The organism is Limnochorda pilosa (genome assembly GCF_001544015.1).
Lineage (GTDB): Bacteria > Bacillota > Limnochordia > Limnochordales > Limnochordaceae > Limnochorda > Limnochorda pilosa.
In genome coordinates this window covers 2,883,302-2,909,198 of record NZ_AP014924.1, presented here as the reverse complement: position 1 = coordinate 2,909,198, position 25,897 = coordinate 2,883,302, and the positions used below count along the sequence as shown (strand labels likewise).

20 protein-coding genes are annotated in these 25,897 nt (G+C 68.1%); 14 read left to right on the top strand and 6 right to left on the bottom strand.

The annotated features are described in order from the left end of the window. The first annotated feature begins 167 nt into the window (after window positions 1–167). A complete protein-coding gene (locus LIP_RS12905) occupies window positions 168–1,742 on the top strand; it encodes a molybdopterin-dependent oxidoreductase (protein ID WP_082726306.1) in 1,575 nt (524 codons plus the stop codon). A 172-nt stretch (window positions 1,743–1,914) separates the two neighbouring features. Here the strand turns inward: LIP_RS12905 and LIP_RS12900 are convergent, their stop codons facing one another. The 5 genes from LIP_RS12900 to LIP_RS12880 all read right to left on the bottom strand — a co-directional run bounded on the left by LIP_RS12900 (window position 1,915) and on the right by LIP_RS12880 (window position 8,195). Next, window positions 1,915–3,030, bottom strand: a complete 1,116-nt coding sequence (locus tag LIP_RS12900) for an S-adenosylmethionine:tRNA ribosyltransferase-isomerase (RefSeq protein WP_068139153.1) — start codon at window positions 3,028–3,030, stop codon at window positions 1,915–1,917. Continuing rightward, a complete protein-coding gene (locus LIP_RS12895; RefSeq protein WP_082726305.1) occupies window positions 3,027–3,797 on the bottom strand; it encodes an SDR family NAD(P)-dependent oxidoreductase in 771 nt (256 codons plus the stop codon). Before LIP_RS12895 ends, LIP_RS12900 begins: the two co-directional genes overlap by 4 nt. A gap of 251 nt (window positions 3,798–4,048) precedes the next feature. Continuing rightward, on the bottom strand, window positions 4,049–6,415 hold the full coding sequence (locus LIP_RS12890) for a nitric-oxide reductase large subunit (protein WP_068139150.1): 2,367 nt from the start codon (window positions 6,413–6,415) through the stop codon (window positions 4,049–4,051). Between the two features lie 109 nt (window positions 6,416–6,524). After that, window positions 6,525–7,007, bottom strand: coding sequence for an RrF2 family transcriptional regulator (locus LIP_RS12885; protein ID WP_068139147.1), 483 nt, complete (start codon window positions 7,005–7,007; stop codon window positions 6,525–6,527). A gap of 159 nt (window positions 7,008–7,166) precedes the next feature. Further along, the gene (locus LIP_RS12880) at window positions 7,167–8,195 is read right to left on the bottom strand and encodes an NAD(P)H-dependent amine dehydrogenase family protein (RefSeq protein WP_068139144.1); all 1,029 of its coding nucleotides are present in this window, start codon (window positions 8,193–8,195) and stop codon (window positions 7,167–7,169) included. Window positions 8,196–10,412: 2,217 nt separating this feature from the next. Here LIP_RS12880 and LIP_RS18005 point away from each other — a divergent pair. The 6 genes from LIP_RS18005 to LIP_RS12850 all read left to right on the top strand — a co-directional run bounded on the left by LIP_RS18005 (window position 10,413) and on the right by LIP_RS12850 (window position 16,751). Beyond that, window positions 10,413–11,162 (top strand): ABC transporter ATP-binding protein, encoded by a 750-nt coding sequence (locus LIP_RS18005; RefSeq protein ID WP_158509682.1) that lies wholly within the window; start codon window positions 10,413–10,415, stop codon window positions 11,160–11,162. Further along, window positions 11,131–11,769, top strand: a complete 639-nt coding sequence (locus tag LIP_RS18625) for a hypothetical protein (RefSeq protein WP_144440484.1) — start codon at window positions 11,131–11,133, stop codon at window positions 11,767–11,769. Before LIP_RS18005 ends, LIP_RS18625 begins: the two co-directional genes overlap by 32 nt. Window positions 11,770–12,037: 268 nt before the next feature. Beyond that, window positions 12,038–12,517 carry a hypothetical protein gene (locus LIP_RS12865; RefSeq protein ID WP_068139134.1) on the top strand — a complete coding sequence of 160 codons (480 nt, stop codon included), beginning with the start codon at window positions 12,038–12,040 and terminating at the stop codon, window positions 12,515–12,517. 26 nt (window positions 12,518–12,543) lie between these two features. Beyond that, window positions 12,544–13,899 carry an ABC transporter permease gene (locus LIP_RS12860; protein ID WP_068139130.1) on the top strand — a complete coding sequence of 452 codons (1,356 nt, stop codon included), beginning with the start codon at window positions 12,544–12,546 and terminating at the stop codon, window positions 13,897–13,899. An 80-nt stretch (window positions 13,900–13,979) separates the two neighbouring features. Then, the gene (locus tag LIP_RS12855; RefSeq protein WP_068139127.1) at window positions 13,980–15,359 is read left to right on the top strand and encodes an ABC transporter permease; all 1,380 of its coding nucleotides are present in this window, start codon (window positions 13,980–13,982) and stop codon (window positions 15,357–15,359) included. A gap of 24 nt (window positions 15,360–15,383) precedes the next feature. Next, a complete protein-coding gene (locus LIP_RS12850) occupies window positions 15,384–16,751 on the top strand; it encodes an efflux RND transporter periplasmic adaptor subunit (RefSeq protein WP_068139123.1) in 1,368 nt (455 codons plus the stop codon). 77 nt (window positions 16,752–16,828) lie between these two features. Here the strand turns inward: LIP_RS12850 and LIP_RS18620 are convergent, their stop codons facing one another. Further along, the gene (locus tag LIP_RS18620; RefSeq protein ID WP_144440483.1) at window positions 16,829–18,127 is read right to left on the bottom strand and encodes a helix-turn-helix domain-containing protein; all 1,299 of its coding nucleotides are present in this window, start codon (window positions 18,125–18,127) and stop codon (window positions 16,829–16,831) included. A 449-nt stretch (window positions 18,128–18,576) separates the two neighbouring features. Here LIP_RS18620 and LIP_RS18000 point away from each other — a divergent pair, with 449 nt between their 5' ends. From LIP_RS18000 to LIP_RS12815, 7 genes are all read left to right on the top strand, one after another. Next, window positions 18,577–19,101: a peroxiredoxin family protein gene (locus LIP_RS18000; RefSeq protein ID WP_158509681.1), complete on the top strand. Its 525-nt coding sequence runs from the start codon at window positions 18,577–18,579 to the stop codon at window positions 19,099–19,101. Between the two features lie 21 nt (window positions 19,102–19,122). After that, complete coding sequence (locus LIP_RS12840; protein ID WP_068139118.1) at window positions 19,123–19,341, top strand: hypothetical protein; 219 nt, start codon at window positions 19,123–19,125, stop codon at window positions 19,339–19,341. A 301-nt stretch (window positions 19,342–19,642) separates the two neighbouring features. Next, complete coding sequence (locus LIP_RS12835) at window positions 19,643–20,929, top strand: ABC transporter permease (RefSeq protein ID WP_068139116.1); 1,287 nt, start codon at window positions 19,643–19,645, stop codon at window positions 20,927–20,929. Between the two features lie 40 nt (window positions 20,930–20,969). Further along, window positions 20,970–22,304, top strand: coding sequence for an ABC transporter permease (locus LIP_RS12830; protein ID WP_068139113.1), 1,335 nt, complete (start codon window positions 20,970–20,972; stop codon window positions 22,302–22,304). A 50-nt stretch (window positions 22,305–22,354) separates the two neighbouring features. After that, window positions 22,355–23,140: an ABC transporter ATP-binding protein gene (locus tag LIP_RS12825; protein ID WP_068139111.1), complete on the top strand. Its 786-nt coding sequence runs from the start codon at window positions 22,355–22,357 to the stop codon at window positions 23,138–23,140. Window positions 23,141–23,184: 44 nt separating this feature from the next. After that, window positions 23,185–23,841 carry a hypothetical protein gene (locus tag LIP_RS12820; RefSeq protein WP_068139108.1) on the top strand — a complete coding sequence of 219 codons (657 nt, stop codon included), beginning with the start codon at window positions 23,185–23,187 and terminating at the stop codon, window positions 23,839–23,841. A gap of 853 nt (window positions 23,842–24,694) precedes the next feature. Next, a complete protein-coding gene (locus LIP_RS12815) occupies window positions 24,695–25,792 on the top strand; it encodes an HD-GYP domain-containing protein (protein WP_068139104.1) in 1,098 nt (365 codons plus the stop codon). Window positions 25,793–25,897: the final 105 nt, after the last annotated feature.

Genomic DNA, 25,897 nt, shown 5'->3' with positions numbered 1-25,897 from the left:
CGGCGGCCGCGAGCACTGGCAGGGTAGGTGTCCGGGAGAGGATCCATCCAGAAGGGCGCGACGAGCGCATACGTCAGGGGAGGCTGCGTACGGCAGCTCCGGCAGCGCAGCTACGGGAGGGTGCGTCGCCTCGGTCGGCCCCGAGGGACGACGAGGAGGTCGAAGGCATGGGTTCCCGAGCAGGAGCGAGCCTCCGGAGGGTTCGATGGGCTGAGGCGGGTGGGCCAGGTGGGCCTCCCGCCCAGGCGTGGATGGCGGGCGTCCTGGCTGCATTTCTGGCGGCTGCCCTGCAGGCGGCGCTTCGGTTCACCCTGGGTACTCCCCTCGCACCCGAGGAGGTGGCGCAGCACCTGTTCCGGTGGGTCCCGCTGGAGGTCTTCAGGTTCTTCGTTCAGCGCCTGGGTGAGCTGGCCAAGTGGGGCGCCTTCGGCGGCAGCGTTGCCTTCTACCTGATGGCGGGCGCCCTGGCGGCGCCGTGGGTAAGGCGGGCCGGTGACCGGACGGCCGTGCTGTGGATCCTGGCCGGAGCTGCTGCCCACGTGGGTTTCCTCTCCGGCCTGGCCCCGTGGACCCACGCCGCAGGGGTCTACCTCCTGTCCAGCGCCCTGTACGTCTGTGCCGCACGGACGCTTCTACCCGGGCCGCCACGTCCGGTCCAGGCCGGAGCGGCCCGCGGGAACGACGCTGACTCCCAGGATCCCTTGGTCGTCGACGCCGGTCGTCGACGCCTGCTGGCGGTGGCCGTGGTGGCGGCGGTGGGCGCGGTGACATGTCCCCTGGCGCGGGCGGTGCGGGCCGTCGCGCAGGCGGCCCGGCAGGGGGCGGGGGAGATCACCGCCCGGATCGATGGGCTCCGGGGCGCGGTGCCCTGGATCACGCCCAACCGGGACTTCTACCGCGTGAGCAAGAACCTGTTCGATCCCCGGGTCTCGGCCAGAGACTGGCGCCTCAGGATCGACGGCAACGTGGAGCGGCCGCTGGAGCTGCGCCACGAGGATCTGGCCGGGCTGGAGGCTCAGGTGGAGCCCTTCACCACCCTGTCGTGCATCAGCAACCCCATCGGAGGCGACCTCATCGGTAACGCCCGGTGGGGGGGTGTGCCGCTTCGGAGCCTGCTGGAGCGCGCCCGCCTCCGGCCCGGCGTGGTGGACCTCCGCTTCGAGGCGGCCGACGGCTACACCGACAGCATCCCGCTCGAGAAGGCGCTCCATCCCGAGACCCTCCTGGCCTGGGAGATGAACGGGGAGCGCCTCCCGCCGGATCACGGCTTCCCTGCCCGGCTGATCGTGCCGGGCATCTACGGCATGAAGAACGTCAAGTGGATCACCCGCATCGAAGCCGTCAACGAGGACTACAAGGGCTACTGGGAGGTGCGCGGCTGGAGCGACACGGCCGTCACCCGTACCCTCTCCCGCATCGACGTGCCCCGAAACGGGCAGACGGTGGGCCCCGGGCCCGTCTACGCGGCGGGGATCGCCTTCGCCGGCGACCGCGGCATCTCCCGGGTGGAGGTGAGCTTCGACGGCGGGGCCACCTGGCGGGAGGCCGAGCTGGAGCCGGTGCCGACCGGCCTCACGTGGGTGCGCTGGCTCATCGAGTGGCAGCCTGCCGAGCCGGGCCGCTACACCCTGGCGGTGCGGGCCTATGACGGGCGGGGCGAGCGGCAAGAGGAAACATCTTCGAACCCCCTCCCCGAGGGGGCCACGGGCCTCCACCGGATCCAGGTCACGTGGCGGGCGTAGGACCGGGGCAAGACCGCACCCCGATGATCCGAAAGCAGCAAGGGCGTTGACTGAAGCGATAGCGTCCCTTGGTGAGGACCCGTACCCTGCGCCCAAGACGACCAGGACCGGGCTCATCGATCAGGCTCGGGCGAGCTGGAGCAGGCGCCCTGGTTGACCCGTACACGCCGGCTCAGCGGAGGATGAGGTTGCTGTCGCCGAACTCGTGCCAGAGGTAGCCTCGGCTTTTCGCGTCCTCGTAGGAGGCCAGGAGCAGTTCTGGGTCCACCAGGGCCGACAGCATGGCCAGGTGGCTGGAGCGGGGGGCGTGGACGCCCGTGAGGAGGCCGTCCACCGATCGGACCGGCCGAGCGGGGCTCACGAAGAGGTCGGTGAACCCCCGGGCGGGGCGGACGGAGCTGTCCGCGCTCGCGCAGCTCTCCAGGGCCCGCACGACCGTGGTGCCCACCGCGATCACCCTGCCGCCGCGTTGCCGGGCGCTGTTCACCGCTGCCGCCGTCGCCGGGGGCACCTCGAAGGGTTCGGGGTAGGTGGGCTGCTCGTCCACCAGGGGCGTCTCGATCTCGTGGCTGGATACGCCCGTGTGGAGGACGATGCGAGCGACCTCTACTCCCTGGGCTCGGAGGCGCTGGAGAGTTCGCCGGCTGAAGGGCCGCCCGGCCGATGGCATCTCGGCCGAGCCGGGGACGTCGCCGTAAACGGTCTGGTAGGTGCGGATAGGGTAGCGGCCCTCCAGGTAGGGGTAGCGGATTGGCTCACCCACCCGGGCGGCCACCTCCAACAGGGCTTCCTGGGCACCCGCCCCGGCCACCCACAGCCGGGCGAAGCTGCGGTAGGGGGCCACGAAGCGGACTCGGGCGAGGGCCCCTCCCTTGGGACCGGGGATGTCCACCTCCTCACCGGGTGCGATCGGCTCCCCTGGGATCCCCCGGGCGGTGCGCGGCTCGACGATCCAGGCTTCTCGGCTCGGTAGGCCGTGGGTCTGGGCCTCCCACGGCGGCAGGGGTGTGGAGAGGTGGATCCGGAAAGGGAGGCCGGTGTGCGGGCCGGACCCGTGCCGGGCCGGGAGCGAGGCGGCGATGGCCTGCGAGGCGTTCACCACCAGGAGGTCGCCCGGGTGCAGGAATGCGGGCAGGTCCGTGAAGCGCGCATGCTGCCACGACCGGCGGCCGGCATCCAGTACCAGGAGCTGCACCTGATCCCGTGCGAGGCCTCGCGCCTCGGGCGGCCGGGCGGCGAAGAGGCTTTCAGGCAGATGGAAGTCGAGGCGAGCGGTGAGCACCGTCACGCCCCCCTCTCCTCGAGCCACCGGCGGACCTCGAAGCGGCGGCCGTTGACCGCGTCGTAGGGCTGGTCGGCCAGCCAGAGGAAGAAGGGCACCACTCTCTCTGGGGTCGGCCAGGAGGCCGGGTCCGCGTCCGGCTCGGCGGCCCGGTGCATCTCGGTGTCCATGTCGCCCGGGTCCACCCAGCAGACGGCGACGGGCGGTTGCAGGCCGGCGAGCTCGCCGGCCAGGGTGCGGGAGGCCAGCTCCAGCGCCGCCTTGCTGGCTCCGTAGACACCCCACCCCGGGTAGCCGCCCAGCGCGGCGTCCGAGGTCACGTTCACCACCGTTGGGCCCGCGGAGCGCCCCAGCCACGGGAGCGTCTGGGTCACCAGCCGCAAGGGCGCCACCAGGTTCACCTCGTACGCCCGGTGGAGCGCTTCGGGGGACGCCTGCAGCAGGGGAGGCAGGGGCGTCGGCCCCAGGGTGGAGGCGTTGTTGATCAGCAGGTCGATCCGACCGAAGGCGCGGCCCGCCTCCCCCGCCAGCCGGCGGCGGAAGGCATCGTCGGCCACGTCCCCGGCCAGGGGGACGACGGCCGCACCACGGCTGCGGCAGGCGCCCGCCGCCTCCCGAAGCGTTGCCTCGTCCCGGGCGCAGAGAACGAGCGAGGCACCGCGGGCGGCGAAGGCCTCGGCCAGCGCCCGGCCCAGGCCCTTGCTCCCTCCCGTGATGAGGACCACACCGTGGTGGGAAGGCACGCTGGAATCCGTCCGATCGAAAGCGGCCATCCGAATCCCTCCCTTCTGACGCACTCTAGCGCTGCGGAGGAGGCGAGCCATCGGACGGCGGGAGGAGGTGAGGTGCGACCTTGGTCTGGGGTCCAGCTCGGTTGGCACAGGCCGCCGCACGGGCGCCCCAGCAGCTGAACGAAAAGCCGGGGGCGATGAACCCCCGGGTTCCGTGGGGGAGGGCGACGCCGCCGGAGGCGGCGCCACCCCATGGGAGGTTAGCGGCAGGCGTTCTTCAGGCACTGTGCGCCCTACGCCGTTCGCCCGGCCGCCTCCGCCTGCTCGTCGGGTAGGCTCTCGGCCTCGGCCAGGGTGACGGCCCGGCGGTTCCGGACCACCCGCAGCGCCAGGTAGAGGAAGGGCACCACGCCCGCCACTATGAAGACCGTGTCGGGCAGCATCCGGAGCCAGAGGAGCGCGTTCACCCAGGGCACTTGGTAGAAGAGGCCGTTCCGGGCCGCCCAGAAGCCCTCACGCACCGCAACGCCCAGCTGACCCAGGCCCACGGGCACCAGGGTGAGCAGCACCACCCCCAGGAGCCCGCCGTTCAGCCCCCAGAAGGAGAGCTTCACCGCCCGCTCGCTCCAGCCCCGGTCGGTGGAGAGCGCCCTCAGCACGAAGAGGGAGAGCGCGACCGCCAGCATCCCGTAGACGCCTGCCAGGGCCGCGTGGCCGTGGGCGGTGGTGAGGGTGGAGCCGTGCTCGAAGTAGTTCACCACCGGCAGGTTGATGAGAAAGCCCAGTACCCCCGCCCCGAAGAGGTTCCAGAAGGCGGTGGCCATGAGGAAGTAGAAGCTCCCCCGGAAGGCGAAGGGCTTCCCCAACTTGCGGATGAGCCGGTACTGCTCGTAGGCCTCGATCCCCAGCAGCGTGAGGGGGATCACCTCCAGCGCCGAGAAGGTGGCGCCCAGGGCGAGCCAGATCTCGGGCATCCCGGTGAAGTAGTAGTGGTGCGCCGTCCCGATGACCCCCGTGGGGAGCACCAGGATGAGCTGGAAGTAGGAGGCCCGCAGCGCCGAACGCTGGGTGACCAGCCCCATGGCCGTGAAGAGCACGGCCACCACCACCACGGTGAAAACCTCGAAAATGCCCTCCACCCACAGGTGGATGACGAACCAGCGCCAGTACTCGGCCAGGGTCACGTGGGTGGTGGGGGTGTTGAAGAGGCCGAAGCTGTAGAAGGCCGGGATCAGCACCGCCGCGTAGAGGAGCAGGTGGGTGAGGCTCCCCCAGTCGCCCTCGCGGGCCAGGGCCCGCCGCATGGCCCGGAAGAGCAGGAAGAGCCAGATGCCCAGGCCGGCGATGAGGAGGACCTGCCAGATCCGACCGAGCTCCAGGTACTCCCACCCCTGGAAGCCGAGCCACCACCAGAGCCGGCCCAGCCGCCCCTGCACGCCCAGCCACTCGCCCAGGAGGCTGCCGACGGCCACCACCACCAGGGCGCCCAGGAGGATCTTCACCAGCAGGTTCTGCCCGCGCACCTCCGAGCGGCTCACCAGCGGCGCAATGTAGAGGCCGGCGGCCATCCAGGCGGTGGCGATCCAGAAGATGGCGAGCTGCAGGTGCCAGCCCCGAGCCACCTGGAAGGGGAGGAGCGGCTCCAGGTCGAGGCCGAAGAAGGTGGGCTCGCTGAAGCTGTGGGCCAGGTACCCGCCCAAGAGGGTCTGGGTGAGGAAGAGGCCCGCCACCAGCGCGATGAAGTAGGCCACGGTGCGCTGCGAGGGCGTCACCGGAAGCTGCTGGGGTTGGGGAGGGTTGGGGTTCGCCGCCGCGTCCATGGAGAGCCTGCCCCGGAAGAAGACCAGGAGCACCCCGGCCGTGAGCAGCACCAGGAGCGCCACGCTCAGGGCGCTGGACCAGATGGATCCCCAGGTGACCACGTTCCCCGCCCCGACCTCGTAGGGCCAGTTGTTGGTGTAGGAGTAAGCCTCGCCGGGCCGGGAAGCGGCCGACGCCCAGGCGGTCCAGAAGAAGTAGCGGCTCATGACCTGGATCGCCTCGCCGGTGGTCCGGATGACGACGCCCTCACCGTCGCCGGTCGTCGTGGCCCGGATGAGTCCGGGGCGGATGCCCATGGCGTCCGAGCCTTCGGTGAGGATGCGGTCCCAGTAGGTCTCCAGGTCCTGCAGGGCAGCCACCTGGCCCGGGGTGAGGGTGAGGGTGCCCGTCGCCTCGTCGTAGCGGTTGGCCTTCAGCTCCCGGGCCACCTGCGCGTCGATGGCAGCCTGGGCGGCCTCGTCCAGCCGGTCGTAGGCCAGGCCGTGCTGCTGCCGGGCGTAGGCCGCCCGCATGCCGAGGACCATCTGGTGCAGGCTCTCGGCGGTGAAGTCCGGCCCCCGGTAGGAGCCGTTGCCCAGCACCGAGCCCAGGTCCATCAGGCCGTTCTGCTGGTAGAGGGCCTGGCCGGCCCAGATCTCGTCTGCCGTGAAAAGAACCTGGCCGCCGGGCGCCACCACCTGCTCCGGCACGGGGGCCGCCTTGTCGAAGCTTTGCAGCCCGCCGAAGACCAGCACCGACATGGAGAGCAGCAACGCCAGGATGAGGCCGTACTTCCAGAACCCCGAGCGGGTGGACTCCCGCCCCTCGGAGAGCTTCGTTCCCTGCCTGGAGCGATCCATCGCGTTTCCCCCTCCCGCGTGTCTCCCGCCTCCCGGGGATGATCACCCGGGAGGCTATTATGGTCTTTCAAGACTTGAAACTCCGGTTATGGTCGCGCGCCAGGCGCCTTCAGGCGCCCGAGTCCTGGGAGGCCGGTGCGTCGTCCTCCCCTGCGGTGTTGTCCTGGGACCCGTATTCGGCCGTGATGCGACGGGCCTGCTCCACCAGGTCCGAGAGACGCACCGAGGAGAGGTAGCCGCTCACCGCCTGGGAGAGCCCGTCCAGGAAGTCGTGCATGGGGCAGGGCCGGTCCGCCGGGCACTCCCGCGGCCAGAGCAGGCAGCGCGCGTAGACGGTGGGGCCCTCGACGGCCTCCACCACCTGCTGCAGGGTGACCTCCTCGGGCTTCTGGTTAAGCCAGACGCCGCCCCGGGCGCCCCGCTGGGTGCGCACCAGCCCCGACCGAGCCAGCGACTGGATCAGCTTGGCACCGTAGGCGGCGGGCACGCCGGACGCGGCGGCGATGGAGCGCACGTCCCGCACCTCGCCCGGCCGCACGGCCAGCTCGAAGAGCAAGCGGATGGCGTAGTCGGCCTGCCGGGAGAGCTGCATGGCCATGACCTCCAAAGCGACAAAGAATACGGTTACATCCCATTCAAGGCTACCCACACCCGCAGCCGGCGTCAATGGGTCAAAGGCACCAGGACAAGAGACCCTCCCCGCTTCATCTCCGCCGGGAAGGGTCGTTGGACAGTTCGGGCCGTAGGGTCCCTAAGGGCGGCGCCAGCGCGGCACGGGGAGGTCCACCACCGTCCTCAGCCCCGGAGCGGCCTCGATCACCTGGGGGATGGCGTTGATGACCGCCGCCATGGTGGCCACGTCCCCCGGCGTCCCTCGGGGGATGGTGAGCTCCAAGGGCGGGTTGCCCTCCAGGCGGACGGTGTCGTGGGGGTCTGGGGCGCCCACGTACATCTGCAGGTGAAACCGGATCCGCTCGGCCCCGGTGGGGTCGACGCCCGCGGCCACCTGGTCGATGCCGAGCACGTCGCCCGGGGCCACGCGCACGTCGGGGCTCTCGTAGGGCTCCTCGGCCACCTTGGGGCGCAGGTCCGAGGTGATGCGGGTCAGGGTCCAACCCAGGGCGGCGCCCACCATGGCCACGGACTCCACGAGCCCGATGTGGCCGAAGGTGCCCGAGGCGGCCCGCCGGTGGAACTCCTCCAAGCTGATGCCGGCGCCCACTTTCTTCTTCAGCGGCCCGCGCCGGGTGCCCGCGTCCACCACCCGGTCCACGTGGACGCTCAGGACCGACGCCGCGACCCCCGTAAGGCAGACGGGGAGCAAGTCCATCACGAAGCCGGGGTTCACCCCGGTGCCCAGCACGCTGACGCCGGCGCGACGAGCTGCCTCGTCGATGGCTCGGGCCTGGTCCGGATGGTGGTGGAAGGGGTACGAGAGCTCCTCGCACGTGGAGACCACGTTCAGCCCGCGGTCGGCAGCCTCCACGAGCTGTGGGGTCACCTGGGAGAGGAAGGAGCTGGTGGTGTGGATCGCCAGGACGGGGGCCACCGAGGCCGCAGCCAGGGCCTCGTCCAGGGAGGCTCGAACCGTGACCGACCGGGCGGCATCGGCACCCGGGGCGCCCGCCTCCAGCCCCACGACCTCGGCCAGGGATCGGCCGGCCTTGTCGGGGGCCGGATCGACCGCCCCCACCACGTCGTAATCCCGGCGAGCCAGGATGTGCCGGACGATGCCCTGTCCGATGGGCCCCAGCCCGAGCTGGATGATGGGTGTCGCCATGGAGTCGCTTCCTTTCCTGTTTCCTTCTTGGGCGCCCCGAACGGCCGAGGCGCGATGCGAACGGTCTAGCTTTCGAGCGGACGGCCCTGGGGAGAGCTGCGCCCCCCAGCCGCGGCCACGAAGGCACCCGTGGCCCCCGGCGGATCTTCGTCCTGGAAAGAGGCATTCCTTCATGGGACGGCGAGAGGCGTTGATAAGGGCCCCAGAACGCCGGTGCTGGCGGCGCGAGAGCTCCTGGGTGTCAAATGGCCGCGAAAGAAGTGGTGCTTCGAGATCGTCATTTGCGAGGATATGGAATCAGTGCCGAGAATGGCTGCAGCACATCAGCTCGACAAGAGGTGTTAGTGATGGAAATGCTCAGTATTAGGCGCAGCGCGCTCAGCCCCTTCGCATCACTGGTCCTGGTAGTCGTCGGAAGTCTGGCCATTCCCGTAGTCCTTGCCACGGGCCTGGTTGTCTCCCTGCTACTTGCGAGATTCGGTATTGTGGTTTCGCCAACGCTCATCCAATGGATCATCCAAGTAGGAGCCATTGCCCCGTACGTTGGGTTGATACTCCTTCTTGCTCGGACCATGTCGGTAGGCCAGATTGTCAGCTATTGATGCAAGAACTGCTGCCGGCGTTCAGAGCATTGGCAAGATGGCGCGTCCGGCTGTGGAGGACCCTCCTCCACAGCCGAGATCCGTCCGACGCGTCCGCCCGGGCGGTGGCTCTGGCGTTGTTGCTTCTGCTGTCGGCCGGATGGGTTGTCGTGGTCAGTACGGCAATGTGGCTAGCCAGTTCTACCTTGTTGCGAGAGGGCTCCGACGACGGTCCCCAGCTGGTAGCCGGTATGGTCTTGTTCGGGCTCGCATTCAATACCGTTTTCCTGCAGGAGCTTGTGCAGGGGCTTCCACTTGACCGGAGAGCTCCGCTGGTGTTGTGGATCAGTCCCATACCGCGTCAGTTGCTCGCGCTTGAGCGCCTCACAACAGTGCTGCTACTCAGTGTCGCGGTTGGGGGTCCACTCGTCGTGGTGCCGTCCCTGACTCTCAACCTCTCACTCGGGGCGTTGGCTTGGTTGTTCTGGCTGCCGATGCTGTTCGCCCTTCCACTTGCGGGGCGTTGGCGCTGGCACTGGTTGGTCGGGTTTGGCCTCGCAACTGCGTTGGGTTTGTTGGTAGGTTCGTGGGCAACGGCTCCATCGCCGGATGTGCAAGCCGTCATGCCTAGGGGGCTCCGCGCAGGGCTGGAAGCATTGAGACCTGCCCTTGATCCTTGGTGGATGCTACTACAGCTACCCCCTCTGTTCCACGTGCTGTTCTTCGGTGTCCTTGCAGGCACCACGATACGCCTGGCGGGTCGAACGTTCCCACGTTTCACTTCAGCGAGACGTAGCCTACCCATACCGGCAGTGGTCCAGATCGAGCACCGACTGCCCCTACTGGAACAACGTCGAGTCGAGTTTGCGGGAACGTCAGTCGGATTCGTCCTGGGTGCGCTGTACTTGCCATGGCGGGAGGGCGTCCTCTCGGGGCATTGGGCCTGGTTTTTCGCAGCGTGGGGCGTATCATTCGCTCTATGGCGTCACCTTCTCGTGTTACCCGTCCCTTTCACCACAGGCTATCTCGGGCTCTCGCCCACGGGTGTCAAGGAATGGAGTCGCACCGTGTGGCGCAGCAGAGTCGGCGTGCTTCTTGTCACCACCGCATGTCTGCTGGCGCCTTTCCCGGGGGTGTGGTTGTATTCTCTCCTTCCAGCAATGTGGCTTGCAGGGTGGGGTCTTACACTCGCCAGTGAGAAGCCGTGGGTAATGGCGTGGGTCGCTATCCCGGGAACGTGGCTCCTTGTCTTTCTTGGTGCTTGGTTAGGAGGTGGGATCGACGGACTCCTTTAGATATGCTCTTGCAACAGCCGCCCTACTCTACGGGATCGGTTGGTTCATTGGCCTCCTGTTGGCCCCGACGGCCAGAGTCCTTCCCTTTGAGTTAGTGCTGCAGGGAATCGCTCACGGAATCGTATTTCGTGCAGCCCCGCTCGCATGGAGAAGCAGGGTTCCTCGCATGTTACCGCACGGGCCCGTGGAGGTGTTTGGTATTCTGATGAGTGCTGCCTTTGGTCTACTGCCATGGGTTTCCACTCTGAGCGCGAGCGGCGATTCTCCTCGCAGTGGGTCTGTGTCGGTTGTCTTTCGCTGCTAGCACTTCTTGTGGGTGCCCTCTTGGAGGATTGGGCTCGTTGAGCGATACGGGTGGGGCGAGCCTTGAGCTTCGAGGGATCAGCGTCACGTATCAAAGCGGAGCTGGGGTGCAGGATGTGACGTTTGGCCTGAAACCCGGTCAGGTAGGAGCGCTCCTGGGCCCCAACGGGGCTGGAAAGACCACCCTGTTGAGAGCGATTGCGACACTCCTACCTGCCCGCGGGGAGATACGCATTAAGGGCGCGAGTTCTCGAACCGGCAGTACCTATCGACGCCTGCTCGCCTTCCTGGCCGACGAACCGGAACTGCCGTCGTGGCTTACTGGTTGGGAGATCGCCGAGTTCGTGGAGGCCCTGTGGCATGAGCAAGGGTACATCGACCGCTTCGCAGCGGTCGTGCAGCGCTGGGTGCCTCAGGAGACCCTGTTGCGGAAGCAGACCACCGGCGAGTATTCGCGAGGCAACCAGCAGCGGCTCGCGATCGCCCTGACGCTCGCACGTAACGCGGACCTCTATGCCCTGGACGAGCCCGACGCGCACCTTGATGTCCTAAGCAGGGAACTGCTGGTGCGCGAAATCCAGGCAGTGACCGAACGCGGCAAGATCGTTCTGTACGCGACCCACGATCCCTTCCTGGCCAGTCGGGTTGGATCTGTGATACTTCTGGTGCACCGCGGCCATGTTCTTGAGATGGGCGAGATCCACGACGCACAGGCTATCATTCGTCGGTTGGAGCGTCTTGCGGAGGGACATCGCGATGACAATGACGAGGACGAGCTGGGCTGCTAGGCCGCTGGAATACTACTATCGAGCCATTGAGCAGCCGCGCTTGCCGTGGCAGATTGTGACGCTCACAGGTATACTGCAGGGAACTGCGGGTGTCCTTGCGAGTAGACATCTGACGTTTGCAGGACCATTGCCCTCATGGCTTTCGTACGTATTCGGCGTCGGTGGTGGAGTCCTCGGAGTGCTTTTCTCGTGGTTGGTCGGAGGATTCGTTGTCTCGCTGTTTACGGAAGTGGAGACCAACAGTTTCGTGATCTGGGGCAACACATTTCTCATAGCTGCAGTATGGAGCGCTGCCACACTCGTTCCCGTTTGGATCCTAGCGCCGGAGATACCTGTTGCGCCGGATGCGCTGGGATCTCCTGAGGAGTACGTTGCACTGCTTGAGGCCAGTCAGAGACTCATAGAGCAATCCGGCGCGAGACGCTTGCTTGTCTGGGGTGGACGTGGGGTGCAGTTGCTTCAGATTGGGTTGTGCCACGCGGGACTCCTCCGCCGGAGAGAGAGCCGAGCACTGCCGGCTAGCATTGCTCTGCTGGGTGTGTTCTTGGCGTTTGCCATGGTGCCTTCGCTTCTGAAACATGGCTTGCAGAGATTCCTGGGGATCTGAGACGTACAGTGTTTGCCGCGCACGCGTGGATTGAAACCTCTGGTTTCGGTCCCATCGATCCCGTCGATCGAACCGGCCAGCAAGCTGAGCCTCAAGGAGCGGCTGGGGGACACGGTGGTCGCCCGAGCCCTCTCGGCCACGCGCCTCCACGAGGAGGAGCTCTACTGCGTCATGGACGTGCTCAACCAGCACTTCGATGCGATCCAGGCGTGCCTGCGCCGCCAGCGGCCGGCAGCCCCCGTCCGATCGCAGCACGGTTCAGGCACAGATGACGACGCTCAAGGAGCGCTTCCACATCGAACGGGCCATCTTCGTCGGGGATGCGGGGATGTACAGCGAGACGGCCATCGAGAGCATCGAGGAGAACGGGTTCGGCTCCATCCTCGGGGTGGAGTGGCACGGCCACAGAAGCCAGCTTGAGAAGCTGGCGCCTTGGCAGTTCGATCTACTGGACCAGCGGGGGGTGGCCGAGCGGATCGACGAGGAGGAAGGGGTTCGCTACGCGTTGGTGCCAGCATTCTCCCGACAGGGCATGGCGGAGACCATATCGCTAGCTTTGCGCCAAGGCTTCCGAGCTGAGGCTCGGAAGCCCCGGAGGGATGGGACTCACTGGTCGGAAGAGACGCGCACGCCCCATCATAGGGGGCGGCACACCGCGCCTGGTGGGCTGACCAGCCAACAAAGTCTGCTCACAGGAATGGCAGTTCATGAGGGAGAACCTAGCACTGGTCGAGACCGCCGGGAGTGACCGGCTGGCCTCCGGGAGGTGAGGCCATGGCCATCGAACGGCAGGCGCATCCGCATACCTCCGTGCCCTCAACGTCCGGCTTCGCCCGGATCACCGGGCTCTTCCTCCTGGCCCGGCGGCAGCTCCGAAACCGCTGGCTCGAGTCGGTGCTGGTTCTGTTGGGGTTGGCCTTAGGTGTGGCCGTCCTTTCCACCGCCCTGAGCTTCCTCGCCTTCTCGGGCGCAGCCCAGCGCAGCACCGAGGCGATGCCCGAGTACAGGGCCTTCACCATTATGCCGCAGCAGGCGGACGTGAGCCAGCTCTTCAGGCCGGATGCTCCCGCCGTCCTGCCCCTGCGACGGCTGGAGGGAGAGCCGCCCCGTCTTACCCTGGAGCTGGCCCTCCGCATGCGGGACCAGGTTGAGGGCGTCGAGTCCGTGCTCCTGGGCGGGGGCCGTAGCCGGAGCAGCGCCCCGCTGCAGGCCGTGGACGGTGAGCCTTTGCCCGTGTCGGAGGGCGAGCAGCCTTCGCTGCACCTGGTACCGGTGGGCGCTGACTTCTTCGGGAGCGACAGCTACCAGGTGGTTGCGGGGCAGCCCTTCGCGTGGGAGGACGTGAGGGCCGGACGCACGATCCTGGCGGTGGAAGAGGCCTGGGCGGAACGCTTCCTACCAGACGTGCCTCTGGACCAGGTACCGGGCCACCAGGTGACGGCCTTCGGACGCACCTGGAGCATCGTGGCGGTGGTTCGGCGACCCGACGGCCCGTCTCCCGTAGCCAGCCCCTTCGGGCCGCGGGAGATGGCCTACGGGCCATGGGGCGCTCCGGATTTCGCCGAGGACGCCGTCCTGGAAGACCTGCAGGTGGTGCCCCGGCTGGACGCCGATCGGGGCGCGGTCCGGCGAGCCCTGGAGCTGATCCTGAGCGAGGCCTTCGGCCCTGAGCAGATGACGATCACGTCGCCCCAGGACCTGGTTCCCGAGCAGCAGCGGCGGGCGCTGCTGGCCGTCGGCGGCCTGGCCTCGCTGGCGCTGCTGGTGGCCAGCCTGAACGTGCTCAACCTCTTTCTCACCCGGGTGGTGAGGCGGAGGCGGCACCTGGCCCTGAGCACGGCTTTGGGCGCCTCGCGCCGGGTGGTTTTCGGCCAGACGCTGCTGGAGTCCCTGGTGCTGGGGCTGGGCGGCGGCGTCGCAGGGCTCCTGATCGCCCTGGGCGGGGTACGGGTGGTGGAGGGTCTGGTCCTGCGGGGTGTGCCCTCCGGGCTTTTCGAGGAAGGGATCCGCTTGGGGCTGGGGCCAGTGCTCTGGGGCCTGGCGGCCGCCTTGGGAGCCAGCCTCCTCTTCGGCCTCTACCCGGCGCTCGCGGCGGCCTCCCAGGATCCGGCGGAGGCTCTCCGGGAGTGAGCGGGTGTTCGGGGTGCAGGGACGCTTGGTCGACGTGACGACGACGGGGCGGACCAGGGTGCTGCGGGAGGTGATCCGGGGTGCGGGCGGCCCTGAGACGGATGCGGCAGCGGTGGTTTCCCAGCCTGCTGGGGGTCCTCCAGGTGGCCCTCGGAACCGGGGCGGTGGTAGCGCTCTTGAGCGGCCTTCTGCCCACCCTGCGGGCCACGGAGGGACCCAACGTCTTCACCGCGAGCTACCGGGGTGTCCCCAAGAGCGCGGAAGGGGGCGGGGGCCTCCAGGGCTTTGCTATCGGCCCGTTTTTCCAGGCTGGTGACGCGAACCTTCTGCGGCGGGAGGCCCCCTCGGTGGCCCGGGCTTCCATCCTCGCTTCGGCGAGCATGGTGGCTGTGGAGGTGGAAAACCAGCCCTTCCTGGTGGGTGCCGTGTCCGCCGTCGAACCCGACTATTTCGCCATGTTGGAGCTGGAGCCGGTTGCCGGCAGCCTCTTCGGAGCGGCCGAGATGGAGCAGGGCGCGGCGGTCGCCGTCGTCTCCGAGCCCGTGGCCCGGCAGATCTTCGGCGGCGCAAGCCAGGCGGTGGGGCAGGAGATGAAGCTCCTCTCGCGGGAGGAGAGCGGGGCCCTCCAGGGTCGCCGCAGCATGCTGGCACCGGGCCAGGAGAGCTTCCCGCCCGCGGCGGCGGTCCGGATCATCGGGGTGTACCAGCAGCCCGCTCAGGCGGCCGTCGCCATCTTCGGTCTGGATCCACAGGTGCTGGTGCCGCTCGGCTGGGTGGAGACGGCGGTGGGGGTCGGTGGTGACGACGGAGTCCGTAACCCTGCGGAGATGAAGCACCTGGGACCCTTCGGCGGAAGCGAGGGCGCGCAGCTTTTCTTCACGGCCCAGCCGGGACAGGAGCTGGCTGCTCAGCGCCAGGTGGAGCAGATCCTCACGCCCCTGCTTGCCCAACGGGAGGCACAGTCGCCGCGCCGCCCGGGCGGGCCGGAGCTTGTGTGGAGATTGGAGATCGCGCAAGGGGGCTCGTCCGCGGCCCTTCGGCAGAGCCTGGTCACCTCCATCGCCCTGCTGGGCGGCATGGCCTTCGTTGCCGTGGTGGTGGGCGGCGTGGCGGTGCTCACCGCGAGCCTGGTCAACCTGGCCTACGAGAGCCGGGCCATCGGCCTCCACCGGGCCCTGGGAGCGGGCCGGGGCCGGGTGATGCGGCAGGTCCTGGGGGAGTCGATGCTCCTGGCGGGCATCGGCGGCCTGGCGGGCCTGGTCATGGCCTGGCCCATCCAGTGGCTGATCAAGCCCCTGCTGCCCGGGCCGCCTTTCTTCCCCGAGCTGCAGGGACTCCACCCCCTGGCTGCAGTGTCTGGGCTGCTGCTGGCGGTCGCGGTGGGGCTCCTGGCAGGCCTCTACCCTGGATGGCTGGCCTCGCGCCTGCAGCCTACCGAGGCCTTCCGGGAGCCCGCCTAGTCGAGGCCAGGGAGGTGGCATCGAGTGCCCACGGGCGATCAACCGCGGTACGACCGGCCCATCTTCGAAGGCGGGCAAGAGTCGTCGCGGCCGGATCCGGGGCGGGCCTCGGGCCCTAGGCGTCGCCGTGTGCGCCTGGGCCACCAGGGGCGACTCCTCCTCTTCACCGTGGCCTTCCTGGCCGTTCTGGTGAGCGCCGCCTACTTCGCCCTGCGCCCCCAGGCGGAGGAGGTCTACCTCGACAGCTACCAGGTGGCCGAAGTGGGCGTGCGTGCCTTCCGGGTGCTGGTGCAGGGCGACGGGGCGGTGGAGCCGGCGGAGATCCGGGCGCTGACGGCACCTCTCGAGGCCCGGGTGTCCGAGGTGCACGCCCGCCCTGGCGACGACGTGAACGCGGGCGCGCTCCTGGTCCGCCTGGAGTCGCGGGAGCTGGAGGACGACCTGGCTTCGGCCCGGTCCTCGGCGGCCCAGCTCGAGCTGGAGCTGCAGCGCGCGGAGATCTCCCTGACCCGGGATCTGGAGCGATTGGAGGCCGACCTGAGCAGGGCCGCCAGCAGCCGCCAGGAGGCGGAGGCGGCGGTGGGCAAGACCGAAGCGCTCTTCGAGGCGGGCGCCATCCCCCTGGACCAGGTGGAGGAAGCTCGGTCGAAGGCTGCTGACGCCCGAACGGCGGAGACCCAGGCCGAGCGCGCGCTGGCTACGGGAAGGGAGGATGCCCGGCTCCAGCGCGAGCTGGCCCGGGCCAAGCTGGCCTCGGCCCGCGCCGAGGTGGCCCGGCTCGAACGGGAGGCTGCCGCCCTGGAAGTACGGGCACCCCTCTCGGGCCGGGTCCTGGAGGGCGAGTGGACCGTGGGCGAGCCCGTCGAGGCGGGGGTCGAGCTCTTCCGGCTGGCCGACCTCTCCACCCAGTACGCCCGCATCCAGGTGCCCGCCCGGCAGGCGTCGCAGCTCCGGGTGGGCCAGGAAGCCAGCCTCTTCGTCGAGGGACGGCGGCTGGCGGGCACCGTCGGCTTCGTCGCGCCCGTGGCCCGCCAGACCGAGCAGGGCACCGTGGTGGAGGTGCGGGTCAGCCTGCCCGACGAGGCGACGGCACGGTCCATCCGTCCTTTCGCGCCGCTCTCGGCCGAGGTCGAGGTCGACCGGCTGGAAGACCAGCCCTACCTGGCCCGAGGCCCCTTCTACACCTCGGGCGAAGGAGGCTTCGTCTTCAAGGTGAGCGAGGACGGCACCCGGGCGGTCCGTACCGAGGTGCGGTACGGCCTGGTGGACGGCACGGCCCTCCAGATCCTGGACGGGCTGGAACCGGGCGATCGGATCATCTACAGCTCGTACACGGGCTTCCGGGATCGCACGGAGGTCCGCCTGGCACCGGAAGGGGGACGACCGACTTGAACACGGCCGCTGATGCTCCGGGAACCGCGTTGCGAGGATTGCAGTATTGTTGAAGACCCCGGGCTGTATCGGAGGCCCTACGACTTCATCGGTTCCGGTGCGGTCGTAGGTCGTGCGTCGACGTCGGGCCCCCAGGCAGCCTGGGCGACGAACCTCGCCTTCAGGTACAGTTCGGATGCCCCTGCCGGTTGCCCGCAATCTGCACAGTAGCGAGCAGCCTCGTAGAGAACAGTGGCCTCTTCGTGGGGATTCAGGGCATCCCGGGCCACGGCCAGGATTCGGGCTCGAGCGACGGGCCACGAAAGCAGGCCAAGGGCTGCCTGAACCGCAAGCCGGCGGGCCTCCTCGGCCAGATCACACCGTCCTACGGCCAGCTGGACTGCCTCCTTTGCCTCGTCAAGCCGTCCTTGCTGGGCGTGAAGACGAGCGAGTTCCAGGTGCGCATAGGCGCCAATGCTGGAGTGCGTCGAAGCAGCCGTCTGAATGAGGCCGGCGGCTTCCTTGAAGCGCCCCATACCTGCGAGTGCCATGCCTAGGTTGAGGGTGACTGCGGAGATGCAGCGGTCGTGGTGCTCCTTGAGGAGCAGGCGGTGAGCCTCCCGAAGCACGTCTTCAGCTTGCCGGTAGTGGCCTTCTTCGAGAAAAGACGCGCCCAGATCGGAAAGAGCGTGTCCTTCTTCAACGGGAGCGCCTGCGTCGCGATAGTACGTTCGCGCTCGACCGGCCCTGTCGCGAGCCCAGTGAAACAGCCCCATGCGCCGGAGGACCTCGACCTCGCTCCTGCAGAGATGTCCTCTGAGGACGAGGGCTCGGCGATTGCTGCGCGATCCTATGGCCGCGTGCGAGCGCTGAAACCGCTGAAGTGCTCTGCTGAGGTGACCCGAAAGGGCCAGAGCTTGTCCCGAATCCCAGAGGGCCTGCGCAGCCTCGTACCAACGTTTCTTGGCGGCTGCGAGTGCCGCTGCCGTCGCAAACCGCGTCGCCGCCTCGGTGTGACATTCCTTCAAGTGCAGTGACCAGGCTACGAGGGAGGATTCGAAGGAAGTGCCCGCGTATCCCCCCCTTTTCGACGCGAGCTTGGCCTGCGCAGTGGCGATGACTGAGCCGGCGAGCTTCTCCCATCCGTTGAGCATCAGAAAGCGAACCAACTCGGTCCATGACGAGGCCGGAGGGTAAGCGTCGCAGTACGACAGGATCAACTGCGAGGGATCCGGGGCTCTCTGTACCAAGGCGATCAACCCTCTGACCGACAGGTGGGCTACTCCTCTCTCCACCGCACTGATCTGTGCACGCGTCAGCTCACGACCTGCCAGATCTTCCTGCGTCCATCCAGAGTACCTTCGTAGTTCGCGAAGACTCTCTCCGAAGGCATCCATGGGACTCTACCTCCAGCACATGATTGGAGGCCGCCGCGTTCCCCAGCAACGCGCCTCGCGCAAATGAGTGATCCTGAGATACCAACAGATGCCACACGTTTTCGAGGGAGTCTAGGCCGTCGGCTAGAATGAGCTTCCACAACGGGATCGGGTTAGATGGGGGGGTGCCGGATGTCCAGTCGAACAAAGAAGATTCTCGCTTCGGTCGCCTGTGTCCTGCTCCTGGTCGCTGGCTCGGTGGACGTGAGAGTGGTTGCCGCCTCGGATGACGCCGTGGGCGATGCTTCTGGGGACTCAGTGGTAAAGACCGTTTCTTTGCTTGTAGATCGGCTAGGGACCGGATCCACGTGCCCACCCGGTGCCGGAGGTAATGCGACCAACGGGGGAGTGAAAAGCGTCCCCTATTGATGTGCCGGACTTACAGACTGATGCAGTGGGAGGTGAACCGCATGCGGATGCGAGCCGCCGAGGGCGCGCATCTTGCCTGCCTGGTACTGATCGCTACCCTCGCGTGGTCTTTGACGTCCGCTCGCGCTTTGGCTATCGGGGTTGAGGCAGGAGCCCCAGCGCCATCAGTGGTGCTGGAGACCTTGGATGGGCAGGTGCTTTCGTCTGACACCCTATACCGTTCACCGTTGGCTCTTGTCTTCTTCTTTGCCGAATGCCCTCCGTGTCAGGTTGAACTACCAGCCTTGCAGTCAACTTACGCCGAATGGCGTCGGAAAGGAGGTGAAGCTCTGGCCGTCACAGCCATCAGTAGCGGGACAGCCGTACAGTCGTTCGTCGACGAGCATGGTATTCAGTTCCCTGTCGCTCTGGACCCCGAAGGAACAGTGACGCGGACGTTCGGCGTTACAAAGCATCCAACACTCTTCTTCATCGACGAAACCGGCGTGATCCAGAGGACGTGGGAGGGCTACCACGAGGGCATTGCGTCAGAACTTCTCACCGAGCTCATTGCGGGGAGTGAATAACGATCCTGGGAGGTGACAGAAGTGCAGCACAGAAAGCGATTGCTTGTGATGGTGATGGTGGTGGTCGCGCTCATGGCAGCCGTCGCAGCGGTGCCGGTCGCAGTCAGCAGGGCTGAAGCACAGCCGGCGGTTGCCACGGGTTTGGCTCCGGATGCGTTGCCGGAAGGGTGCGTCATCCGGTGCGGGATCGACTCGAGCGGTAACTGGTATTGCGAGATCGAGTGTTCGTGGGAGTTCTGATGACACAATGGCCGGCGGCGGGCATACAGACCGCTGCCGGCCCAGTTACAGCGTTCGGGTGTCGCGGTGTCCGTGCCCGCTTATCGCGTCCTTATGGCAGAAGCTGGTTGCGGACGCCTGCGTTCACACGATACAATGGGTTGACACCATGTCGGACAACGGGTGAACCGCTCAGTCATGCGACGCGGGGCTATCCTCGATCGACAGGAGCACACCGTCGATGGCTCAACCCTCAACCGCATACAGGACCGCTGAACGGGTGCGGCTGCGCGGGTCGGTCTTGCTCCTCTCTTGGTGGAGGGTGCGTGCGTGGTGGCTGGAGTCGCTTCTGGTCTCCGTAGGGCTGGGGCTTGGGGCCTCGATCCTCGCCGGCTCCATGACGTACCTGAGGGCAGCTGAAAGGGCCGTTGACACCTTGGCGCGGCACCCGGACTACACCGGGATCGTCGTGCAGGTGCGGCAGGCGGACATGAACCAGCTCTTCCAGCCGGACGGGCCTCCCATCGTGCCACTGGTGGCGAGTGCGCCGGACGACGGGCAGCGCGTGACGGTCGAGCTGGCACGCGAGCTGCGGGACCGCGTGGCGGGCCTGGAAGGGGTCCTGCTGGGGTCCATGCCCCGTACGTTCTCAGACACCCTCAGGGCGGTGGACGGGAGGCCCGGGCAGGGCAGGCCTGGACGTCTGTCCGTGATGCCGGTCGGGCCGGATTACTTCGCCGCGTACGATGTCCGCTTCGCGGCCGGCCAGGGGTTCACCTGGACCGACCTGACCGAGGGCAGGTCTGTGCTGGTGCTGGACGAATCCTGGGCGCGACAGGCCGTACAAGATGTGCCCCCCTCGGAACTCGTGGGCCACACGGTCATGGCGTTCGGGCGGAACTGGACCGTGGCGGGCGTGGTGCGTCTTCCCCGTACGGACGGGCTGGCGGCGACGAGTGCCTTCCTTCCGGGCGGCCTTGGCGGCTGGGTTCCGTGGGGCTCGGTGATGGGGATCGACGCCGAGGAGCTCGACGGACTGCGGTTCGTACCGTCGCCCGAAGCGGATCCGGAGGCCCTGCGCCGTTCTCTTGAGGTCGAGCTGGGGGGACGCTTCGACGCCGGCCTCCTCAGCTTCTCTGGACCGAAGGACCCTCTGCAAAGCACAGGCACCCCTCTCGTCGCGGCAGCGGCAGGTGTGGCGTCGCTGGCTCTCCTGGTAGCCAGCATGACCGCCCTCAACCTCTTTCTCACCCGCGCCCGCCGGCGGCGTCGATCCCTGGCTCTCTCGGCTGCCCTGGGGGCTTCGAGACCCGTAGTCTTCCTGGAGATGCTGGTGGATGCGCTGCTCCTGGGCGTGGCTGGAGGGCTCCTGGGAGCGGTGGGGGCGTATGCGGCCTTGCGGGTGTCCGGGAGTTTCCTGGTGAAGGCTCTGCCTCTGCTCGGTTCACACGAAGGTCTCGGATTCACCATGGAGACTCTGGCGTGGGCCATCGGTGCAGGCGTGGCAGCGAGCCTCGTCGTGGGCCTCTACCCAGCGTACGAGGCGGCAACGCAGGAGGTTGCCCAGAGCCTGCGCGGCGGCGCGGCGGCGCCTGGCAAGAAAGGCTGAGGACCCTTGAAGCCATCGAGTCGCGGGGGATGATGTTCCCATGCCCTTCACATGGCGAAGGCTCACCGCGAACTGGCTCGCAACCGTCCTGGGGATCCTCCAGGTGGGCGTTGCGATCGGGGCGGTCGTGGCCCTTCTCTCGTCGGTCCTTCCTGCCCTTGGGCGCGGCGCCACCCCCTCCTTCCTGGAGGCATCCTACCATCCGACGCGGGCCTCTTCGGACGGGGCCGGACCAGCAGCGGCAAGCCTCTTCGAACCACAAGATGCGGCACTCGTGCGCCATGAAGTCGACGGGGTAACCCACGCGGCGACGCTCGCCCGGCAACCGCTGGTGGTGATCGAGGCGGAGGGCCGGCGGCACCTGGTCCGGTCGGTGGGGGCGACAGAACCCGATTACTTCCGGTTGACAGGCCTGCAAGCGGTGGCTGGAGCTCTCTTCGGACCGGCCGAAATGGCGCAGGGCGCCGGGGTAGCCGTTCTCAGCGAGGTGGTCGCCCGCCAGCTCTTCGGCGAGCCTGCCGATGCCCTGAACCGAGAGATCGTGATGCTGTCCGTCGAGGAGGGGCTCGTCCTGCAAGGCCGTCTCGGGGCTCTCCCCCACGGGATGACCTATCCACCTCGTGCGACCTTGAAGGTCGCGGGCGTCTTCAGGCGGCCCGAAACAGCCTCTGCGGCCAGCGTCGATCTCCTGCAACCCGAGGTGCTGGTGCCGATCGGGTGGCTCGAGCCCGACGGTGGAGCTCGCACGGGGGGCGCGGGACCCTTCCGCGGGCACCGGGCCGACACGCTCTATGTGGCCGCTGCATCCAGATCGGCGGAGGACGTCCGGCGAGAGATGAAGGTGCTCCTGGAACCATTGCTCGAGGAACGGCGGCTTCAGCAGGCCCTGGAGAGCGATGATCGCAGCAGCACCTGGGAGCTGCAGGTAACCTTGGGCGGCTTTGCCGGGCGAGTCCAGGAACGGAGTCGTGCCCTCTCAGGGGTCCTGGTCGGAGCGGTGTTGGCGGCGGTGGTGGCAGCAGGTCTGGCCATCGGGACGGCGGGTCTGGTCCACACCATGGAGCACACGCACGCAATCGGCCTCTACCGTGCTCTCGGTGCCACACGGGGGAGGATCATGGGCCGGGTCGCTGCGGAGTCGGTTGGTGTGGCCGGTATGGGAGCGCTGCTGGGTGTGGGGCTGGCGTGGCCCATGCAGCGGCTCCTTGGCCCCCTCCTGGCGCTCCTGCCCACCGCGTCCCCTGAGCAGCACATCCAGCTCGCCGCCCTGGGGATCGGGGTCGGGCTTGCCCTGGCGGTGGGGCTGGTTGCCGGATGGTACCCCGGATGGCTTGCCACACGGTGGTCTGCGACCGAGGCCCTGCGAGAAGAGTGAGGGTGCGACCCGGAAACGGGCACGGTCGCGGCAAGAGGAGGCGAAGGGCCATGAGCATCGAGGCTGAAAAGCATCCGGCCGAGCTCGTTCGGCTGGACGGCCTGGGGAAGGTGTTCGACACGGGCGCGAGCCCCGTGGCCGCCCTGACCGACATCGACCTTACCGTGGAGCAGACCGAGTTCGTGAGCATCATGGGACCCTCGGGCTCGGGGAAGTCCACGCTCCTCCACCTTCTGGGGGCGCTGGACCGCCCGAGCGCAGGGCGCTACTGGCTCCAGGGGCGGGAGATCACGAGCCTTCCCGACCGGGAGCTCTCCCGCGTCCGGAACCGCCATTTCGGCTTTGTCTTCCAGAGCTACAACCTCTTCCCGGAGCTGACGGCCCTGGAGAACGTGGAGGTACCCATGATCTACGCGGGCGTGGCCGGGCGGGAGCGCCGCCGGCGGGCCACCGAGCTCCTGGAGGAGCTGGGGATGGGCGCGCGGCTCCACCACCGCCCCTCGGAGCTCTCGGGAGGCGAGCAGCAGCGGGTGGCCATCGCCCGGGCGCTGGCCAACGGTCCCACTCTGCTCCTGGCCGACGAGCCCACGGGAAACCTGCCCACCACCCAGGCCCGGCAGATCATGGAGATTCTGGCCGGCCTCAACGGACAGGGCATGACCCTGGTGGTGGTGACCCACGACCCCGGCATCGCCGCCTTCGGCCAGCGCCTGGTGACCCTGCGGGACGGACGGATCGTCTCCGACGAGCCCATCGCCTCCGGCATGAACCTGGCCGAGCGGATCCAGCAGCTGGAAGGAGCGGGGGCAGGGGAAGGCCCGGGGAACGTATCCTGATGAGCGGGTAGAACTCGTAGCGGGCGGAAGGAGGGGCGCATGGTATGAGGAGCACGGACCTCCGCAGAGGGTGGGTCGCAGGATTGATCGCCTTGGGTGTGACAGCGTGGGTTGTATGGAGCGGCAGTGGCCCTGAAGCGCACGGTGCGGAGCTGGGGTCGACCAAGCACATGTACGCCTCCGGCCCCGCCTCGAAAGAGCCGCCAGCGGTCACGCTCACCCTCTACGATCGGGAGGGGCAGGCCGTAGGGAAGCAGCGGGGCATGCTCCGTCACGCGCTGTGGGCGTCCTCAGAAGGGTCCTGGGTTTCCAGTTCGATACCGCCCCTCGGTTGGCCCGATCGGCTGGTGGCGCCTGGGACGGCATCGGCCGAACTGGACTTCGGTGCTGTCCCGCCGGCGGAGGTCACGGTCCGACTGTATGCTGGCACGAAGGACGGCGGCTTCCCTCAAGAGCCGCCCGCGCACGAGTTCCACTGCCGACTCGACGAAGACGGGCATGGCACGTGCAGCTACCACCTGCAGGAGCCCAGCGGACGCATGGTCGTCACCTTCAATTCGCCCGCCGCCGTGCCGGAGTGGTTCGTCACCGTCCAGGCGTATTGGCCCAGGATGGTGGTGGACGCGCCGCTGGGCGAGGTGGGGCCGGGTGGGATGGCGACGTGGGGCTTCCGTCTCTCCGCGCACCCCGCATCGCCGTGAGCGTCGCGGAACACAGGGATGCATCGGGCGAGGAGGGCCGGCGCGGCAAGCGAGGAAAGAGGGCCTAAAGTCCCGACCGCAGCGTGCCGATAACGCCAAAGAGCTGTGGGCGCCCTGAGCGGCGTCGTGAGGGGCAGGGGGATTCGGCGTGTGGAACAGGGGTCGGGAGACCGAGTACACGCGGAGCCAAGCCGTCCGCGAGGAGCGGGACGGGGCGTCGCGGCCGAGAGGCGAACACATGATCGTATCGGGGGGGGGGGGGGGGGGGGCTCATCGTGCAGTTTGGACAAGTCTGGCAATATCCCTGCAGGCCACTCGCTCGAACACCTCCGCTTCGCGCACGAACGAAGACCTGTCAGACGCGTGGCTTTGTCCGCGCCTCCGTAGAATTCCGAACGGCCACCGGTTGTACGCAGGAACAAGCCTGAACTTCCTTGCGACGCGGCCGCATCAGCGACCTCGCAATCGCCCAGGTGTTGCGCACGTGCACGCCAGGGACGGCACCTGGCCGCCGCTGGTTCGACGCGCGTTCGAAGCGTGACGTCCGGCCGGCGCGGCGAGCGGGACACCTGCGCGGCCACGGACGTTGGGTCATGCGCCGGAGGTGCGCACGGTCTGTGAAGGGGGAAATCACGTGCCGGCTGACGACCCTTGCCTGACGGAGGAAGAGATCAGGCGTCTGCTGGGGGTTCCCGAAACGGTCGATGGCTCACACGTTCACGATACAGCACCTGGTCCGGGCGATGAGCACCGGCCTATGGACGGTCGCGCGGCTCCCGACGATGCGCGTGTGGAGCCACGCGGCACCCTCTCTACCCAGACCCCCAAGCAAGCGGAAGGAGGGTAAGGAGGGGTGAGGGTCTTTCGCATCCACCGGGTACGCCCTGGAGCGGTTCTGGCTCGGAACGTCTACCTGGGCGAGACGACGCTGGTCGCCGCCGGGTTGGCGCTGACGCCCCGGCTCCTCGAGCAGCTCCGGGGCTACGGGATACAGACGCTGTACGTCTCGGAGGATGGCGAGATCGATCACCAGGTGGACAGACAGCCGGACCTGATCACGGAGAAGACGCGGGCCGACGCAGCGCGCGCCCTCCGGATCTACATGGAGGATACCCGCCGGCGTCTGGTGACCTCGGCGCGGCCCATCTCCGAGGTCGTGAACCTCATCCTGGAGGAGGTCCTGTCGAACCGCACGGTCCTCCTCGAGCTGGGGGAGATCCGCGCCATGAACGACTACGTGTTCGGCCACTCGGTGGCCGTCTGCGCCACCTCCACCCTCCTGGGCATCCACCTGGGTCTGGACCAGATCGAGCTGAAAGGGCTGGCCGTTGGGGCGATTCTGCACGACGTCGGCAAGGTCAGGGTTGAGGAAGCCGTCTGGAACAAGCCGGGCAGGCTCACACCGGAGGAGTTCCGCCAGGTCCAGCAGCACGCGAAGCATGGCTTCGACATCATCCGGGCTCACCACGACCTGGACCTCCGCTCGGCGCACGTGGCCTACCAGCACCACGAGCGATGGGACGGGCAGGGTTACCCCAGGGGGCTCGCGGGCGACGAGATTCACCGCTTCGCCCGGATCGTGTCGGTGGCCGACGTGTTCGACGCCCTCATCACGGACCGGCCGTACCGGCCGGCCTGGGCGCGGCACCGAGCCATCGGGTTCATTCAGGCCGAAGCAGGCCACATGTTCGACCCCGACGTCGTCCGGACCTTTCTGGGCCGAGTGGCGCCGTACCCCGTGGGGACGGTGGTGCGGCTCAACACGGGAGAGCTGGGGAAGGTCGTGCGCCTCAACGCGCGTCTACCGGCCCGTCCTGTGGTGCGCCTGCTGGGCGCCGCCAGCGACGATCTGGACCTGGCGGAAGCCCTTGACCAGCGCATCGTGGGGCCGGCGGACGAGGAGCGGGAGGGCCCGGGTGCGGACCCGTTCGAGGGGAGAGGGGAGTTCTGACGTGGGGGAACCGGCTCAGAGCGAGTGGGGGCTGACTCAGGAGGAGCTTCAGGCGCTTCGGGAAGCCTTCGCGGACGTGAGCGAGCGGGAAGGAGCACCGCGCGA

Coding starts and splice junctions, on each gene's coding strand:
- LIP_RS12905 (WP_082726306.1), top strand. CDS start 168: ATGGGTTCCCGAGCAGGAGCGAGCCTCCGGAGGGTTCGATGGGCTGAG.
- LIP_RS12895 (WP_082726305.1), bottom strand. CDS start 3,797: ATGGCCGCTTTCGATCGGACGGATTCCAGCGTGCCTTCCCACCACGGT.
- LIP_RS12890 (WP_068139150.1), bottom strand. CDS start 6,415: ATGGATCGCTCCAGGCAGGGAACGAAGCTCTCCGAGGGGCGGGAGTCC.
- LIP_RS12885 (WP_068139147.1), bottom strand. CDS start 7,007: ATGCAGCTCTCCCGGCAGGCCGACTACGCCATCCGCTTGCTCTTCGAG.
- LIP_RS12880 (WP_068139144.1), bottom strand. CDS start 8,195: ATGGCGACACCCATCATCCAGCTCGGGCTGGGGCCCATCGGACAGGGC.
- LIP_RS18625 (WP_144440484.1), top strand. CDS start 11,131: ATGACAATGACGAGGACGAGCTGGGCTGCTAGGCCGCTGGAATACTAC.
- LIP_RS12865 (WP_068139134.1), top strand. CDS start 12,038: ATGACGACGCTCAAGGAGCGCTTCCACATCGAACGGGCCATCTTCGTC.
- LIP_RS12860 (WP_068139130.1), top strand. CDS start 12,544: ATGGCCATCGAACGGCAGGCGCATCCGCATACCTCCGTGCCCTCAACG.
- LIP_RS18620 (WP_144440483.1), bottom strand. CDS start 18,127: ATGGATGCCTTCGGAGAGAGTCTTCGCGAACTACGAAGGTACTCTGGA.
- LIP_RS18000 (WP_158509681.1), top strand. CDS start 18,577: ATGCGGATGCGAGCCGCCGAGGGCGCGCATCTTGCCTGCCTGGTACTG.
- LIP_RS12830 (WP_068139113.1), top strand. CDS start 20,970: ATGCCCTTCACATGGCGAAGGCTCACCGCGAACTGGCTCGCAACCGTC.
- LIP_RS12825 (WP_068139111.1), top strand. CDS start 22,355: ATGAGCATCGAGGCTGAAAAGCATCCGGCCGAGCTCGTTCGGCTGGAC.
- LIP_RS12820 (WP_068139108.1), top strand. CDS start 23,185: ATGAGGAGCACGGACCTCCGCAGAGGGTGGGTCGCAGGATTGATCGCC.